Source organism: Mycobacterium sp. NGS24 (assembly GCF_059813065.1).
In genome coordinates, this window is record NZ_JCALDW010000014.1 from 1 (window position 1) to 15,699 (window position 15,699).

Sequence of the window (15,699 nt, forward strand, 5' to 3'; positions counted from 1 at the left end):
CAGCCGGCGGGACAGTCGACGGGAGCCACGCTGGCGTGACGCTCGACGACGAAAGCCACGCTGGCGTGACGCTCGGCGGGACAGCCGGCGGGACAGTCGACGGGAGCCACGCTGGCGTGACGCTCGACGGCGAAAGCCACGCTGGCGTGACGCTCGGCGGGACAGCGGGCTGGGCGGCGGTCGTCGGCGCCGGATTGTTCCTCGGCTTCACCGCCACCTGGTACACCCTGCTGTTCGGCTACACCGCATTCGCGGTAACGCTGATGGCGCTCGGCCTGGCCGCTGCGCGATGGCGCACCGACAAGAGAGCCGCCCTGGACCCGCTGTACCGACTGGCCGTCATGGCGGTGATCGCGGCGGTGATCGGATCCATCACCTGGCTGCCCTTCCTGTCGCGCGCGCTGCGCGACCCGGTCAGCAACACCGGCAGCGCCCAGCACTACCTGCCGGCCGACGGCGCCCAGCTGACCTTCCCGATGCTGCAGTTCTCGCTGCTGGGCGCGATGTGCCTGCTGGGCACGCTGTGGCTGGTGATCCGGGCCCGCAGCTCGGTGCGGGCCGGCGGGCTGGCCATCGGCGTGCTGGCGGTTTACCTGTGGTCGCTGCTGTCGATGCTGACCACCCTGGCGCGGACCACCCTGCTCTCGTTCCGGCTGCAGCCCACCCTGTCGGTGCTGTTGGTCGCGGCCGGAGTCTTCGGATTCATCGACGGCGTGCACGCGCTGACCAGGCGCCGTCGCGCGTGGTTCCCGGTCGCCGCGGCGATCGGGCTCACCGGGGCCATCGCCTTCAGCCAGGACATTCCCGACGTGCTGCGGCCCGACCTGACCATCGCCTACACCGACACCGGCGGCGACGGCCAGCGCGGCGACCGGCGCCCGCCCGGCGCGGAGAAGTACTACGCGGCCGTCGACGCCGCCATCCAGCACGTGACCGGCAAACCGCGCGATCAGACCGTGGTGCTCACCGCCGATTACAGCTTCCTGTCGTTCTATCCCTACTGGGGCTTCCAGGGTCTGACGTCGCACTATGCGAATCCGCTGGCGCAGTTCGACAAGCGGGCCGGCGCGATCGAAAGCTGGTCCCAGCTCAAGACTGCGGACGAGTTGATCCGGGCACTGGACACGCTGCCCTGGCCACCACCGACCGTCTTCCTGATGCGCCGCGGCGCCGGCAACACCTACACGCTTCGCCTGGCCGAGGACGTCTACCCCAACCAGCCCAACGTCCGTCGCTACACCGTGGACTTCAAAGCGGCGCTGTTCAGCGACCCGCGCTTCGCCGTCGAGACCATCGGCCCGTTCGTGGTGGCCGTCCGCAGGCCGAGCGGCTGATGGCGACCGACACGGCACCCACCGCCGCTCAACAACTAGCATCTACCTCCGTGAGCGAACCGGGAGCAAACTACCGAATCGCTCGGCTCGTCGCCGTCGTCGCGGGTCTGCTGGGAACCGCCCTGGCCCTGGCAACGCCGCTGCTACCGGTCAAGCAGACCACCGCCCAGCTCAACTGGCCGCAGAACGGCACCTTCGGCAGCGTCGATGCGCCGCTGATCAGTTACGTGGCCACCGACCTGAACATCACCGTGCCCTGCCAGGCCGCCGCCGGGCTGGCCGGTCCGCAGAACGCCGGCAAGACGGTCCTGCTGTCCACAGTGCCCAAACAGGCCCCCAAAGCCATCGACCGGGGGCTGCTGCTGCAACGCGTCAACGACGACCTGGTGCTGATCGTGCGCAACGTGCCGGTGGTCACCGCCCCGATGAGCGAGGTGCTGGGACCGTCCTGCCAGCGCATGACGTTCACCGCGCACGCGGACCGGGTCATCGGCGAATTCGTGGGACTCAAGCAGGGTCCGACGACCGAGCATCCCGGCCAGCCGCTGCGCGGCGAGAAGAGCGGGTACGACTTCCGGCCGCAGATCGTGGGGGTGTTCACCGACCTGTCCGGGCCGGCGCCACCGGGTCTGAGCTTCTCGGCGACCGTCGACAGCCGCTACAGCACCAGCCCGACGACGCTGAAGATGGCCGCGATGGTCCTGGGGCTGCTGATGACCGCGGCCTCGCTGATCGCGCTGCACATTCTGGACACCGCCGACGGCACCCGCCACCGCCGGTTCCTGCCGTCGCGGTGGTGGTCGGTCGGCGGGCTGGACGTGCTGGTCATCGCGGTGCTGGGGTGGTGGCACTTCGTCGGCGCGAACACCTCCGACGACGGCTACATCCTGACCATGGCCCGGGTGTCCGAACACGCCGGCTACATGGCGAACTACTACCGCTGGTTCGGCACGCCCGAGGCGCCGTTCGGCTGGTACTACGACCTGCTGGCGATCTGGGCGCACGTCACCACGGCCAGCATCTGGATGCGGCTGCCGGTCCTGGTGATGGCGCTGACCTGCTGGTGGGTGATCAGCCGGGAAGTCATCCCCCGACTGGGTCACGCCGTCAAGAAGAGCCGGGCCGCGGCGTGGACGGCGGCCGGGATGTTCCTGGTGGTGTGGCTGCCGCTGGACAACGGCCTGCGGCCCGAGCCGATCATCGCCCTGGGCATCCTGCTGACCTGGTGCTCGGTGGAACGCGCGGTGGCGACCAGCCGGCTGCTGCCGGTGGCGATGGCGTGCATCATCGGCGCGTTGACGTTGTTCTCCGGACCGACCGGTATCGCCTCCATCGGTGCGCTGCTGGTGGCGATCGGCCCGCTGCGCACCATCCTGCACCGGCGCTCCAAGCAGTTCGGGATCCTGCCGCTGGTGACGCCGATCCTGGCCGCCACCACCGTCACCGTGATCCTGATCTTCCGCGATCAGACGCTGGCCAGCGAGATGCAGGCCAGCCTGCTCAAGCAGGCGGTGGGGCCGAGCCTGAAATGGTTCGACGAGCACATCCGCTACGAGCGGTTGTTCATGCCCAGCCCGGACGGTTCGGTGGCGCGCCGTTTCGCGGTGCTGGCGCTGCTGGTCGCGCTGGCGATCGCGGTGGCGATGTCGCTGCGCAAGGGCCGCATCCCCGGCACCGCGGCCGGCCCGAGCCGCCGCATCATCGGCATCACCATCATCTCGTTCCTGGCGATGATGTTCACCCCCACCAAGTGGACACACCACTTCGGGGTGTTCGCCGGGCTGGCCGGTTCGCTGGGCGCGCTGGCCGCGGTGGCGGTGACCGGCGCGGCGATGCGGTCTCGGCGTAACCGCACCATGTTCGCGGCCGTGGTGATCTTCGTGATGGCCATGTCGTTCGCCAGCGTCAACGGCTGGTGGTATGTGTCGAACTTCGGTGTGCCGTGGTCGAATTCGTTCCCGAAGTGGCGCTGGTCGCTGACCACCGCGCTGCTGGAACTCACCGTGGTGGTGTTGCTCATCGCCGCGTGGTTCCACTTCAAAACCACCGACGACGACCGGCCCGGCAAATTCCAGCAGACCCGCGTCGGCGCTCCGATTTCGCGAATCCTGCAGTCCCCGTTGGCAGTTGCGACGTGGTTGCTGGTGTTGATGGAAGTCGCCTCGCTCACCTCGGCGATGATCTCGCAGTACCCGGCCTGGACGGTGGGCCGCTCCAATCTGCAGGCGCTGACCGGCCGCACCTGCGGATTGGCCGAAGACGTACTGGTGGAACTGGACCCCGTGGCCGGGATGCTGGAACCGGTGAGTGCGCCGGTCGCCGACGCGCTGGGTGCGGGTCTGTCGGAAGCCTTCACGCCCAACGGAATTCCCGCCGACGTCTCTGCCGACCCGGTGATGGAACGGCCGGGCGACCGTAATTTCGCCAGCGACGACGGTGTGGTCACCGGCAGCGACCCCGGCACCGAGGGCGGCACCACCGCCGCGCCGGGCATCAACGGTTCCCGGGCGAGCCTGCCGTTCAACTTGGAACCGGCCCGCGTCCCGGTGCTGGGCAGTTGGCGCTCCGGAATCCAGGTGCCCGCCACGTTGCGCTCGGGCTGGTACCGGCTGCCACCGAAGGATCAGCGCAGCAAGACGCCGCTGCTGGTGGTCACGGCGGCCGGCCGGTTCGACCCGCGCGAGGTCCAGGTGCAGTGGGCCACCGATGAACAGGCTGCCGCCGGAAAGCACGGTGGCTCAATGGGATTCGCGGATGTGGGCGCGGTCCCGGCCTGGCGCAACCTGCGTACGCCGTTGTCCGCGATCCCCGACTCCGCCACGCAGATCCGCCTGGTGGCCGACGACGACGACCTGGCCCCGCAGCACTGGATCGGCCTGACCCCACCCCGGGTCCCGAAGCTGCGCACGCTGCAGGACGTGGTGGGCCCCAACGATCCGGTGTTCCTGGACTGGCTGGTCGGGCTGGCGTTCCCGTGCCAGCGGCCGTTCGGCCACCAGAACGGCGTCGTCGAGGCGCCCAAGTGGCGCATCCTGCCCGACCGGTTCGGCGCCGAAGCCAACTCCCCGGTGATGGATCACCTCGGCGGCGGCCCGCTGGGAATCACCGAACTGCTGGCCCGCGCGACCACGGTGGCCAGCTATCTCAAGGACGACTGGTTCCGGGACTGGGGCGCGCTGCAGCGGCTGTCGCCGTTCTACCCCGACGCCGTGCCCGCCCGCCTCGAACTCGGCACGGTCACCCGCAGCGGCCTGTGGGATCCGGCGCCGCTGCGCAAGAGCTGACCGCGGTCACGCCCTCGCGCTGTCGGCGGCGTCGGACGGCTTCGGCTGGTCCGCACGGTGCAGGTGCAGGCTTCCGCCGCCGGACCGCTTCGCTTCGTACATGGCTGCGTCGGCTTTCCGCAGCAGATCATCGAGGGAGAAGTACGGATCCTGGGCGGCCGCGTGCGCCGCGACGCCGACGCTCGCGCTCAGGGAGACCGCGTCGATCCGGGTGAACGTCATAGCGTCGAGCCGGTGCAACAGCGCAGCCATGTCGTCGGTCTCGTTTCCGAAAACGACGAGTACCAGCTCGTCGCCGCCGATCCGTGCGGTGATCTCCTCGGCTCGTGCGATCGACCGCAGCTTCAGAGCCAACGCGATCAGGGCGGCATCGCCGACCGAGTGGCCGTGCGCGTCGTTGAGGGCTTTGAACCGGTCGATGTCACACACCGCGACGGCCACCGTGGCGCCCGGCGGCTGTCGTCGAACCGCGACCTCGAACGAGGCATTCAGTCCGCGTCTGTTGCGCAGCCTGGTCAGCGGATCGTAGTGCGCTGAGCGCGCCGTGCGGCGGATCGCCCGGCGACCACCTTCGATCAACACCACGCCGGTCAGGGGCACAACGACCACCCAGGTCAGCGCGGGCATGTAGTAGACGAACAGGCCGAAGGCGTCGGCGTCGTCGACGATCACCGCCCAAACGGTGATCCCCCCGATCACCCCGGTGGCGAATCCGCAATGCCATAAGAGCGCAGCCGTACCCAGCAGGAACGCGGCGAAGACAGCGATCAGACCCAGATACAGCGTGGCGCACAGGCGCGATTCGGGCGTCGCCATGGTCGCGGCCGCAACGGCAATCGCCACGTCCCCCCACATCGCGAAGGCCAGCGCCTGCCGGTATCTCGGCCAGTGGCCGAGCAGCCACACCACGCCGTAGGCGACACCGGTGCAGGCGATACCGAGTTGCACCCAGCTGGCGAGCGGCCCCGCGGGACCGCTCGGCACGAACTGAACCGCCACGACCAGACCGGCCAGACAGAAGCAGCACGCCGCGGCGGCCGCTCGGAACGGCCTCATCAAGCGTCCTTCACGCAGCGCACGCGTGGCGAAACGGTATTCGCTCCTGCCCACGTCGTCCCCCAGGGTGCTCTGCCGGTAACCGAAGACTAGCGGTTAGCCGTCGACGACGAGGCCGCATTGGCGTCAGGCACAGAGCCCCCCAGCGGCCCTGCATCCTCAACGCACTGACCGGCGTCGCCTACGATCGAGCCTCGTGTCCCCCGACGGTAATGAGCGATCCCACCGGATCGCCAGGTTGATCGCCGTCGTCGCCGGGGTCACCGGTCTGCTGTTGTGCCTGCTGGTCCCGCTGCTGCCGGTGCGGCAGACCACCGCGACCATCCGGTGGCCGCAGGGCACCCAGGACGGCAACATCAGCCAGATCACGGCGCCGCTGGTCTCCGGCGCACCTCGGGCACTCGACATCTCCATCCCCTGCTCGGCGATGGCCACCCTGCCCGCTGACGGCGGGCTGGTGTTGTCCACCTTGCCGGCGGACGGCTTCCAGACCGGCAAGCACGGCCTGTTCGTCCGGGCCAACAAGGACACCGTCGTCGTCGCGTTTCGCGACACCGTGGCCGCCGTGGCGCCGCGGGCGGCCATCGCCGCCGGCGGCTGCCAAGTGCTGCATGTCTGGGCCGACGCCGGCGGCGCGGGCGCGGACTTCGTCGGAATCCCCAACGCGGCGGGCAAGCTGCCCCCGGAGAAGAAGCCGCAGGTGGGCGGTATCTTCACCGACCTGAAAGTGCCGCCCCAGCCCGGTTTGTCGGCCCGAGTGGACGTCGACACCCGGTTCATCCTGGCGCCCACCGCGCTGAAAACCGTCGCGATGGTGTTGGGAGTGCTGGCCGTCCTGGTAGCCATCGGCGCGCTGGGCGCGCTGGACCGGCTCGGCCGCGGCGATTCGGTACGGCATTGGCGCTCGTCGGTCGCCTGGTTGGCGCGCTACCGCCCACGCGGGCAGCGGCCCCGGACCGGGCGGGTCGGGCTGGCCACCTGGATCGCCGATGCCGGGGTGATCGCGACGCTGCTCGGCTGGCATCTGATCGGTGCCATCACCTCCGACGACGGCTACAACCTGACCCTGGCCCGGGTGGCGCCGAAGGCCGGTTACGTCGCCAACTACTACCGCTACTTCGGGACGACGGACGCGCCGTTCGACTGGTATCTGAGCGTGCTGTCCACGATGACGCAGGTGAGCACGGCGGGGGTCTGGATGCGGCTGCCCGCCACCCTGGCCGGCATCGCCTGCTGGCTGATCATCAGCCACTGCGTGTTGCGCCGGCTCGGGCCGGGCGCCGGCGGACTAGCCGCCAACCGGGTCGCGGTGTGGACCGCGGGCGCGGTGTTCATCGCCGCGTGGTTGCCGTTCAACAACGGCTTGCGGCCCGAGCCGCTGATCGCCCTGGGTGTGCTGATCACCTGGATGATGGTGGAACGGTCGATCGGCCTGGCCCGCCTGGCGGCGGCCGCGGTGGCCATCATCGTCGCGGTGTTCACGGTGACGCTGGCCCCCCAGGGGTTGATCGCGGTCGCACCGCTGCTGACCGGAGCCCGCGCCATCGCGCAGACCATTCGCCGGCGCCGCGCCGTCGACGGCGTGCTGGCCCCGCTGGCAGTGCTGGCGGCGGCGTTGTCGCTGATCACCGTGCTGGTGTTCCGGTCGCAGACGTTGGCCACGGTGGCCGAGTCCGCCCGGATCAAGTACACGGTCGGGCCGACGATCGCCTGGTACCAGGACTTCCTGCGCTACTACTTCCTCACCGTGGAGAGCAACGCCGACGGTTCGATGGCGCGCCGGTTCGCCGCGTTGATCCTGCTGCTGTGCATGTTCGGGATGTTGTTCGTGCTGCTGCGGCGCGGCCGGGTGCCCGGACTGGCCTCCGGACCGGCCTGGCGACTGATCGGCAGCACGGCGATCGGCCTGCTGCTGCTGACGTTCACCCCGACCAAGTGGGCGATCCAATTCGGCGTCTTCGCCGGGCTGGCCGGCGCGCTGGGTGCGGTCACCAGCTTCAGCGTGGCCCGGATCGGCCTGCACAGCCGCCGCAACCTGGCCCTGTACGTCACCGCGCTGCTGTTCGTGCTGGCGTGGGCTACGTCGGGCATCAACGGCTGGTTCTACGTCGGCAACTACGGCGTGCCGTGGTACGACATTCAACCGGTCGTGGCCAGCCACCCGGTGACGTCGATGTTCCTGACGTTGTCGATTCTCACCGGCCTGCTGGGCGCCTGGTACCACTTCCGGATGGACTTCCGGAAAGTCTCAGCCGGACACACCGAGGTCAAGAACAACCGGCGCAACCGGGTGCTGGCCTCCACACCGCTGCTGGTGGTGGCGGTGATCATGGTGCTGGGTGAGGTCGGTTCGATGGCCAAGGGCGCGGTGTTCCGCTATCCGCTCTACACCACGGCCAAAGCCAACCTGCGGGCCTCGGAGTCGAGCAGCAGCTGCGCGATGGCCGACGACGTGCTGGCCGAACCCGACTCCAACGCCGGCATGCTGCAGCCCGCGCCGAACCAGCAGTTCGGGCCGGACGGTCCGCTGGGCGGGCTCAACCCGTTCGGCTTCAAACCCGACGGCGTGGGCGAGAATCTGCAATCCGACCCCGTGGTCAGCAAGCCCGGGGTGGTCAATTCCGACGCCTCCCCCAACAAACCCAACGCGGCCATCACCGACTTGGCGGGCACCGCCGGCGGCAAGGGACCCGTCGGCGTCAACGGCTCCCACGCCGCGCTCCCGTTCGGGCTGAACCCCGCGACCACCCCGGTGATGGGCAGCTACGGCGAGAACAACCTGGCCGCGCGCGCCACCTCAGCCTGGTACCAGCTGCCGGCACGCAGGCCGGACCGGCCGCTGGTGGTGGTCTCGGCCGCCGGGGCCATCTGGTCTTACAAGGAGGACGGCGACTTCATGTACGGCCAGTCGCTGAAACTGCAGTGGGGTGTGGCCAAACCCGACGGCAACATCGCTCCACTCGGTGAGGTGTTCCCCATCGATCTCGGGCCGCAACCGGCCTGGCGTAACCTGCGCTTCCCGTTCGCCTGGGCCCCGCCGGAGGCGAACCTGGCGCGCATCGTGGCCTACGACCCGAACCTGAGCTCCGAACAGTGGTTCGCGTTCACCCCGCCCCGGGTGCCGGAACTGCAGCCCCTACAGCAGCTGATCGGTTCGCAGCGGCCGGTGCTGATGGACATCGCGACCGCCGCCAACTTCCCCTGCCAGCGGCCGTTCTCCGAACATCTCGGCATCGCCGAACTCCCGGATTACCGGATCCTGCCCGACCACAAACAGACCGCGGTGTCGTCGAACCTGTGGCAGTCCGCCCAGACCGGCGGGCCGTTCATGTTCACCCAGGCGCTGCAGTGGACGTCGACGATCTCGACGTACCTGAGCGGTGACTGGTATCGCGACTGGGGATCGGTGGAGCAGTTCCACCGGCTGGTCCCGCCGGACCGGGCGCCGGATGCCGTCGTCGACCAAGGTGTGGTCACCGTCCCCGGCTGGAGCCGGCAGGGACCCATCAGGGCGCTGCCATGACCGCCGCGAACCCCGGCGCAGACCCGGGCGCGAGCCACGTGAAAGCGACCCGGTGGGTGGCGACCATCGCCGGGCTGATCGGGTTCGTGTTGTCCGTCGCGACACCGCTGCTGCCGGTGGTGCAGACCACCGCGATGCTCAACTGGCCGCAGAACGGTCAACTGAACAGCGTCACCGCACCGCTGATCTCACTGACACCGGTCGACTTCAAAGCCTCGGTGCCGTGCAGCATCGAACGCGACATGCCAGCTGAGGGCGGCGTGATCCTGGGCACCGCGCCCAAGCAGGGTAAGGACGCCAACCTCAACGCGCTGTTCGTGGTGGTCAGCGCCAAGCGGGTGGACGTCACCGACCGCAACGTGGTGATCCTGTCGGTGCCGCGCGAGCTGATGCGTTCCCCCAACTGCGAGCGCATCGACATCTCCTCCACGCACGCCGGCACCTTCGCCCAGTTCATCGGGCTCAAAGATCCCGGTGGCGGGCCGCTGCGCGGCGGTTTCCCCGACCCGAACCTGCGCCCGCAGATCGTCGGGGTGTTCACCGACCTCATCGGGCCGGCGCCGCCGCAGCTGAAACTCTCGGCGACCATCGACACCCGGTTCTCCACCACCCCGACCACCTTGAAGCTGCTGGCGATGGTCGGCGCCATCGTGGCCACCATGGTCGCGCTGATCGCGCTGTGGCGCCTCGACCAGCTGGACGGCCACCGGATGCGGCGCTGGATACCGGCGAGCTGGCGCACGTTCACTCTGCTCGACGGCGTGATGATCTTCGCGTTCCTGCTGTGGCACGTGATCGGGGCCAACTCCTCGGACGACGGCTACATCCTGGGCATGGCCCGCGTCGCCGACCGGGCCGGTTACATGTCCAACTACTTCCGCTGGTTCGGCAGTCCGGAAGACCCGTTCGGCTGGTACTACAACCTGTTGGCGCTGATGACCCACGTCAGCGACGCCAGCATCTGGATGCGGCTGCCCGACCTGTTCGCCGGGCTGGTGTGCTGGCTGCTGCTGTCCCGCGAAGTGCTGCCCAGGCTCGGTCCGGCGGTGGCGGCCAGCAAACCCGCCAACTGGGCCGCAGCGATGGTGCTGCTGACCGCGTGGATGCCGTTCAACAACGGCCTGCGGCCGGAGGGCATCATCGCACTCGGCTCGCTGGTCACCTATGTGCTGATCGAGCGGTCGATGCGCTACAGCCGGTTGACCCCGGCGGCGCTGGCCATCATCACCGCGGCGTTCACCCTGGGTGTGCAACCCACCGGGCTGATCGCGGTAGCCGCACTGGTGGCCGGTGGCCGGCCGATCCTGCGGATCCTGGCCAAACGCCGGCGCATGGTCGGCGGCACCCTGCCGCTGCTGGCGCCGATGCTGGCCGCCGGCACCATCATCCTGACGGTGGTGTTCGCCGACCAGACGCTGTCAACGGTGTTGGAAGCCACCAGGGTTCGCAGCAAGATCGGACCGAGCCAGGCCTGGTACACCGAAAACCTGCGCTACTACTACCTGTTCCTGCCGACGGTGGACGGGTCGCTGTCGCGTCGGTTCGGGTTCCTGATCGCCGCGCTGTGTCTGTTCACCGGGGTATTTATCATGTTGCGCCGCAAGCGGATTCCCGGTGTGGCCCGCGGGCCGGCCTGGCGGCTGATGGGCGTCATTTTCGGCACCATGTTCTTCCTGATGTTCGCCCCCACCAAGTGGGTGCATCACTTCGGCCTGTTCGCTGCGGTGGGTGCCGCGATGGCCGGGTTGACGACGGTGCTGGTGTCGCCAACGGTGCTGCGCTGGTCGCGTAACCGGATGGCTTTCCTGGCTGCGGTGTTGTTTGTGGTGGCCCTGTCCTTCGCCACCACCAACGGGTGGTGGTATGTGTCCAGCTACGGCGTGCCGTTCAACAGCACCATGCCCAAGATCGCCGGAATCACCGTCAGCACAATGTTTTTCGTGCTGTTCGCGCTGGCCGCGGTGTACGCGGCTTGGCTGCATTTCGCGCCCCGCAGCAGCGGCGAGGGCAAGCTGGCCCGGTTGCTCACCACCGCTCCGGTGTCCCTGGCAGCCGGCTTCATGGTGCTGGTGTTCGTCGCGTCGATGGGCATCGGGATCGTGCGCCAGTACCCCACGTACTCCAACGGCTGGTCCAACCTGCGTGCCTTCACCGGCGGCTGCGGACTGGCCGACGACGTACTCGTCGAGCCGAATCCCAACGACGGTTTCATGACGCCGCTACCCGGCGACTACGGACCGTTGGGTCCGCTGGGTGGCACCGATCCCGTCGGCTTCTCGCCGAACGGGGTGCCTGAACACACCGTCGCCGAGGCGGTGGTGATGAAGCCCAACCAGCCCGGCACCGACCATGACTGGGACGCGCCCACCAAGCTCAAGACCCCCGGCATCAATGGTTCGACGGTGCCGTTGCCCTACCAACTCAATCCGGCGCAGGTGCCGCTGGCCGGCACCTACACCACCGGCGCCCAACAGCAGAGCAAACTCGCTTCGGCGTGGTACTCGCTACCCAGACCCGATGATGGTCATCCGCTGGTGGTGATCACCGCGGCGGGCAAGATCACCGGCAACAGCGTGCTGCACCACTACACCACCGGCCAGACGGTGGTGCTGGAGTACGCCCGTCCCGGCGCCGGCCCGCTGGTCCCGGCCGGGCGACTGGTGCCCGACGACCTGTACGGGGAGCAGCCCAAGGCGTGGCGCAACCTGCGGTTCGCCCGCGACAAGATGCCCGCCGACGCCATCGCGGTGCGGGTGGTGGCCGAGGACCTGTCACTGACCCCGGAGGACTGGATCGCCATCACTCCGCCGCGGGTGCCCGAACTGCGCTCCCTGCAGGAATACGTCGGCTCAACGCAGCCGGTGCTGCTGGACTGGGCGGTCGGGCTGGCGTTCCCCTGCCAGCAGCCGATGCTGCACACCAACGGCGTCACCGAGATCCCGCGGTTCCGCATCACCCCGGACTACAACGCCAAGAAGCTGGACACCGACACCTGGGAGGACGGCACCAACGGCGGCCTGCTCGGCATCACCGACCTGCTGCTCAACGCGCACGTGATGGCTACGTACCTGTCCCGGGACTGGGCGCGGGACTGGGGGTCGCTGCGCAAGTTCGACACTTTGGTCGACGCGCCGCCGGCACGGCTGGATCTGGGGGAGGCGACGCGCAGCGGGTTGTGGTCGCCGGGACAGATCCGGATCAAGCCGTAGCCCGGACTGATCCACCGAGCCCTGTACTCAGGTCATGCGCCGTCCGCGTGTCGGCACCGTGAATTCAGGCTCGGCGCCGTGCATTCAGGCTCAGCGCCAGACCAACGCGCCTAACGTCCCCGCGGGAGCGGCGGCGACTCGCCGACGACGGCGCCGGCCGCGTCCAGCGCCTGCAGCCGGTAATACCCGTCAGCCTTGGCGCCTATTGGAATCGGTGTGTCGTAGCCGGTCCAGTCCACGGTGGCCACCTCCATCATCGCGTCACTCAGCCGCCCGTGCAGCAGTCGCCACCGCGCCACCCCGGTGGCGCCGTTCCAGCTGGCGCGGACGCCGCTGTCGGTGAAGATCAACTGCGGCGGGCCGACGGGGTCGCCCACCCAGACGTCGAGGAAGGCGCGATAGGTGCCATCCAGCAGCGTGGCGTCGTAGATCAGCTCCCCGGTCGGCCCGAACTCGGCGAGGTGTCCGGCGGTACCCCAACCGGAGAAGGTGTTGCCGCCGGGCAGTTGCTGCAGGTTGCCCATGGCGCCGGCGCTGAGGTTGCCGGGGTGTGGCTGGGCGCGGATCAGGCTGGCTTTGCGCGCGGTGAAGTCCAGGTGGATCCACTTGAGGCTGCTCGGGACCGATCCCCCGCCGGGTTGGGCGCGGCTACCTTCGAAGTGGTTGTCGAACAAGGTCAGCGTCTCCGCGTCCGGCATCTCGGCGTCGTGCTGGAAGGCGAACTCGACACCGTCGCCGAGTTCGAAACTCGAGTGCTTGCCGCCGAGTTGCCAGTTGATCGCCCCGGTGCGCGGGTCGACGTTGAATACGGTGGACAGCGCCCGCATGCTGAGCAGCAGGTTGCCCGCGGGATCCAGCGCGATCGAGTTCAGGTGGTAGGGGTCCAGCACTTGGCCGGCGGTGTATTTGGCGGGTGAATCGGCCACCGGCACGCGGCTGAGCGCGTCCCACCGGAACAGCGTCCGCTTGGACGCCACGTCGACCACTGCGGCGACGCAGTTGTAGATCCTGCCGTCTTTGGGACCGCCGATGGCGGTGAGGTCGGTGGTCACCTCCTGGTAGCAGCTGATCAGGGCATGGCCGTCCGGGGTGAGCCGAAATTCGTGAATGTCCGACGCGAGGTCTCCGCCGGGGGTGAGAGTGTCGATTACGTTGTAGTGCTCGTCGGCGATGTAGTTGACGCCGGCACCGTGGCTGCCGACTCGGGTGCCCTGCCACCAGGTGAGCACCGGCCGCCCCCGCCAGGTCTGCACCCGTAGGTTGCCCGCGGTCTGGTCGGGCGGCAGTTCACGGTGCCAGACCACCTTCCCGCTGCGATCGGCGACGACGAGCACCACGGTGCGGCCGGCTCGGGCGCCCGGGTCAGCGGCCGTGGTGCCGGCGACGAAGAACAGGTAGCCGGGTGCGCCGCCGGGCTTGTTCACGGTGACGGTGTAACCCAATGATCGGGCCGAGACCTCGGCGCCGCCGGGCGGCGGTGGCGTGGACGGTGTGGCCGTCGGCTCGTCCTGATCGGACCCGCACGCTGCGACGCTGCCGGCGGCCATGACGCCCGCCGCGACACCGAACCGCCGCCTCGATATCCCGTAGCGCACCCGGTCATTACACCAGGGGTGTTGATCGGGTCCGGATGTAACACTGGGCTGCATGTGGTCCGCTCGCCTGGTCATCGCCGCACTGGTGGGCTGCGTGTGCCTGGGTTGCGCCCCGCCGCCGCCGGCCGGCCCCGGTTCGGCCGCACGGTCGCGGTACGTGGCTTTGGGCGACTCGTTCGCGGCGGCGCCCGGCGTGCCGGAGCAGGCCGCACCGCTGCGCTGCCACAAATCGACCAACAATTACCCAGCCGTGTTGGCGCGACGGCTGCGTGCCGCCACATTTCGCGACGTCACCTGCAGCGGGGCGACGACCGACGACATCTACAGCCGGTCCCAGCAGACCGCCCAGGGTCCGGTCGACCGTCAGCTCGATGCCGTCGCCCCCGATACGGAACTGATCACGATCACGGTGGGCGCCAACGACGTCGGACTGGCGGGCGACGCGGAATCCTGCGAGGCGACCGGCGCGAATCCGAGTCCGTGTACCGGCAAGTTCGTCGTCGGCGACGTCGACCGCATCTCCGGTCTGATCAACGCCCAGATACCGGTATGGGCGGCGATGATCGACGCGGTGCGGACCCAGGCGCCCCGAGCGCGGATCATCCTCGTCGGATACGGGCTGTTGATGCGGGCCGGTGGTTGTTATCCCGAACAGCCCATCCTGCCGCACGACGCCAACTATCTGCAGGCCAAAATCGACGAACTCGGCGACCGGCAACGACGCCTCGCGGCGGAGAAAAGAATTGAATATTTCGACACCCGTCAACTTTCGGCCGGGCACGACATGTGCGCAGTGCCGGCCGAACGATACGTCGAGGGTTACGTGACCCGGAATCGGGCGGTGCCGCTACATCCCACCGCCCTGGGCGCCATGACGGTGGGGAATGTCCTTACCGATTATCTGGTCCTGTCCGAAAATCGTTAAATTGACGGACCCGGCAAAAAAGCCACATTAAGTTAGTTTTGTAAAGCAAATTCCAGGGACCGTTTACCTATCGAAGCCGCAGTTCAGCGCCCTGATTTTGCTCGAAAAACGTTGAGATCCCACTGAATTGGATATGTGCGACGCCGGAAAATCAGGACCGCTGCCACAATTGCGCCGAACCGCCAGAAATTGCAGGATTGAACTGGACGAATCTGGTCAATAGATAAGTCCTGGATCGGGCTCATCGGGTACGACATGGTGGTGGCAAATTGCGCATACTGAACCGGTTGGGTTTTTCCGCCGCGACAATAACGATTCTGGGCGCTTCGCTCGTGTCGCTGGGGACAGGAACGGCGTCGGCCGCCTCACGCGTACCACTTAACCCTGACCTGCGTAATTGCGATTTCAGCCTCATCTCGACCGCCTTGATCAGGCCGAAGACAATACTCGGGCACGGCGTCGCCAACTTCAAAACCTCCGGGTCCACCACGGTCGCCGATATCGACATGGTGATCGCGACCGCTCCGGGCACACATTTCGACGTCGGCCTGATCCAGGCGCCGAGACCGTCGTCGGCTACCTGCGGTCCGGGCGACCCCGGCACCACATTCGCCGGTCTGGACACCGACGCATCGGGTCAGGGGCACGTGACCATCACCGCTCCCCTGCGACCCGGCACCACCGGCGTGTGGGTCATCGTCGAGACGGCGAATCCGCACGATCAGATACCAGGCGAGTTCTACACCAGCGAGTTCGTGTCACCCGTGTAGGCG

At 68.4% G+C, this 15,699-nt stretch carries 8 protein-coding genes; 6 read left to right on the forward strand and 2 right to left on the reverse strand.

All coding sequences use genetic code 11. From position 1 onward, the window contains the following. Both AC5Y6Y_RS17800 and AC5Y6Y_RS17805 read left to right on the forward strand, forming a co-directional pair. The coding region (locus tag AC5Y6Y_RS17800; RefSeq protein ID WP_499930126.1) for an arabinofuranosyltransferase at positions 1–1,334 on the forward strand (1,334 nt) is incomplete at its 5' end. Next, positions 1,334–4,618 carry an arabinosyltransferase domain-containing protein gene (locus AC5Y6Y_RS17805; RefSeq protein ID WP_473138634.1) on the forward strand — a complete coding sequence of 1,095 codons (3,285 nt, stop codon included), beginning with the start codon at positions 1,334–1,336 and terminating at the stop codon, positions 4,616–4,618. The genes AC5Y6Y_RS17800 and AC5Y6Y_RS17805, both read left to right, overlap by 1 nt. A gap of 6 nt (positions 4,619–4,624) precedes the next feature. Here the strand turns inward: AC5Y6Y_RS17805 and AC5Y6Y_RS17810 are convergent, their stop codons facing one another. Further along, positions 4,625–5,674, reverse strand: a complete 1,050-nt coding sequence (locus AC5Y6Y_RS17810; protein ID WP_463826169.1) for a GGDEF domain-containing protein — start codon at positions 5,672–5,674, stop codon at positions 4,625–4,627. 196 nt (positions 5,675–5,870) lie between these two features. Between AC5Y6Y_RS17810 and AC5Y6Y_RS17815 the strand changes: the two genes are divergently transcribed. Together AC5Y6Y_RS17815 and embB are read left to right on the forward strand one after the other, a co-directional pair. Next, positions 5,871–9,197, forward strand: a complete 3,327-nt coding sequence (locus tag AC5Y6Y_RS17815; protein ID WP_499930127.1) for an arabinosyltransferase domain-containing protein — start codon at positions 5,871–5,873, stop codon at positions 9,195–9,197. Next, complete coding sequence (gene embB / locus AC5Y6Y_RS17820; RefSeq protein WP_473138635.1) at positions 9,194–12,406, forward strand: arabinosyltransferase EmbB; 3,213 nt, start codon at positions 9,194–9,196, stop codon at positions 12,404–12,406. The genes AC5Y6Y_RS17815 and embB overlap by 4 nt, the downstream gene beginning before the upstream one ends. Positions 12,407–12,516: 110 nt before the next feature. Here embB and AC5Y6Y_RS17825 read toward each other — a convergent pair whose 3' ends face one another. Then, the gene (locus AC5Y6Y_RS17825) at positions 12,517–13,953 is read right to left on the reverse strand and encodes an arylsulfotransferase family protein (protein WP_473138636.1); all 1,437 of its coding nucleotides are present in this window, start codon (positions 13,951–13,953) and stop codon (positions 12,517–12,519) included. Between the two features lie 100 nt (positions 13,954–14,053). Here AC5Y6Y_RS17825 and AC5Y6Y_RS17830 point away from each other — a divergent pair, with 100 nt between their 5' ends. Together AC5Y6Y_RS17830 and AC5Y6Y_RS17835 are read left to right on the forward strand one after the other, a co-directional pair. Continuing rightward, the gene (locus AC5Y6Y_RS17830; RefSeq protein WP_463826173.1) at positions 14,054–14,926 is read left to right on the forward strand and encodes an SGNH/GDSL hydrolase family protein; all 873 of its coding nucleotides are present in this window, start codon (positions 14,054–14,056) and stop codon (positions 14,924–14,926) included. Positions 14,927–15,351: 425 nt separating this feature from the next. Next, a complete protein-coding gene (locus AC5Y6Y_RS17835; RefSeq protein ID WP_463826174.1) occupies positions 15,352–15,696 on the forward strand; it encodes a hypothetical protein in 345 nt (114 codons plus the stop codon). The last annotated feature ends 3 nt before the right edge of the window (positions 15,697–15,699 follow it).

Bases quoted from the DNA above. Each gene is read 5' to 3' on its own strand.
- AC5Y6Y_RS17805 (WP_473138634.1), top strand. From the start codon at position 1,334: ATGGCGACCGACACGGCACCCACCGCCGCTCAACAACTAGCATCTACC.
- AC5Y6Y_RS17810 (WP_463826169.1), bottom strand. From the start codon at position 5,674: ATGAGGCCGTTCCGAGCGGCCGCCGCGGCGTGCTGCTTCTGTCTGGCC.
- embB (WP_473138635.1), top strand. From the start codon at position 9,194: ATGACCGCCGCGAACCCCGGCGCAGACCCGGGCGCGAGCCACGTGAAA.
- AC5Y6Y_RS17825 (WP_473138636.1), bottom strand. From the start codon at position 13,953: ATGGCCGCCGGCAGCGTCGCAGCGTGCGGGTCCGATCAGGACGAGCCG.
- AC5Y6Y_RS17830 (WP_463826173.1), top strand. From the start codon at position 14,054: ATGTGGTCCGCTCGCCTGGTCATCGCCGCACTGGTGGGCTGCGTGTGC.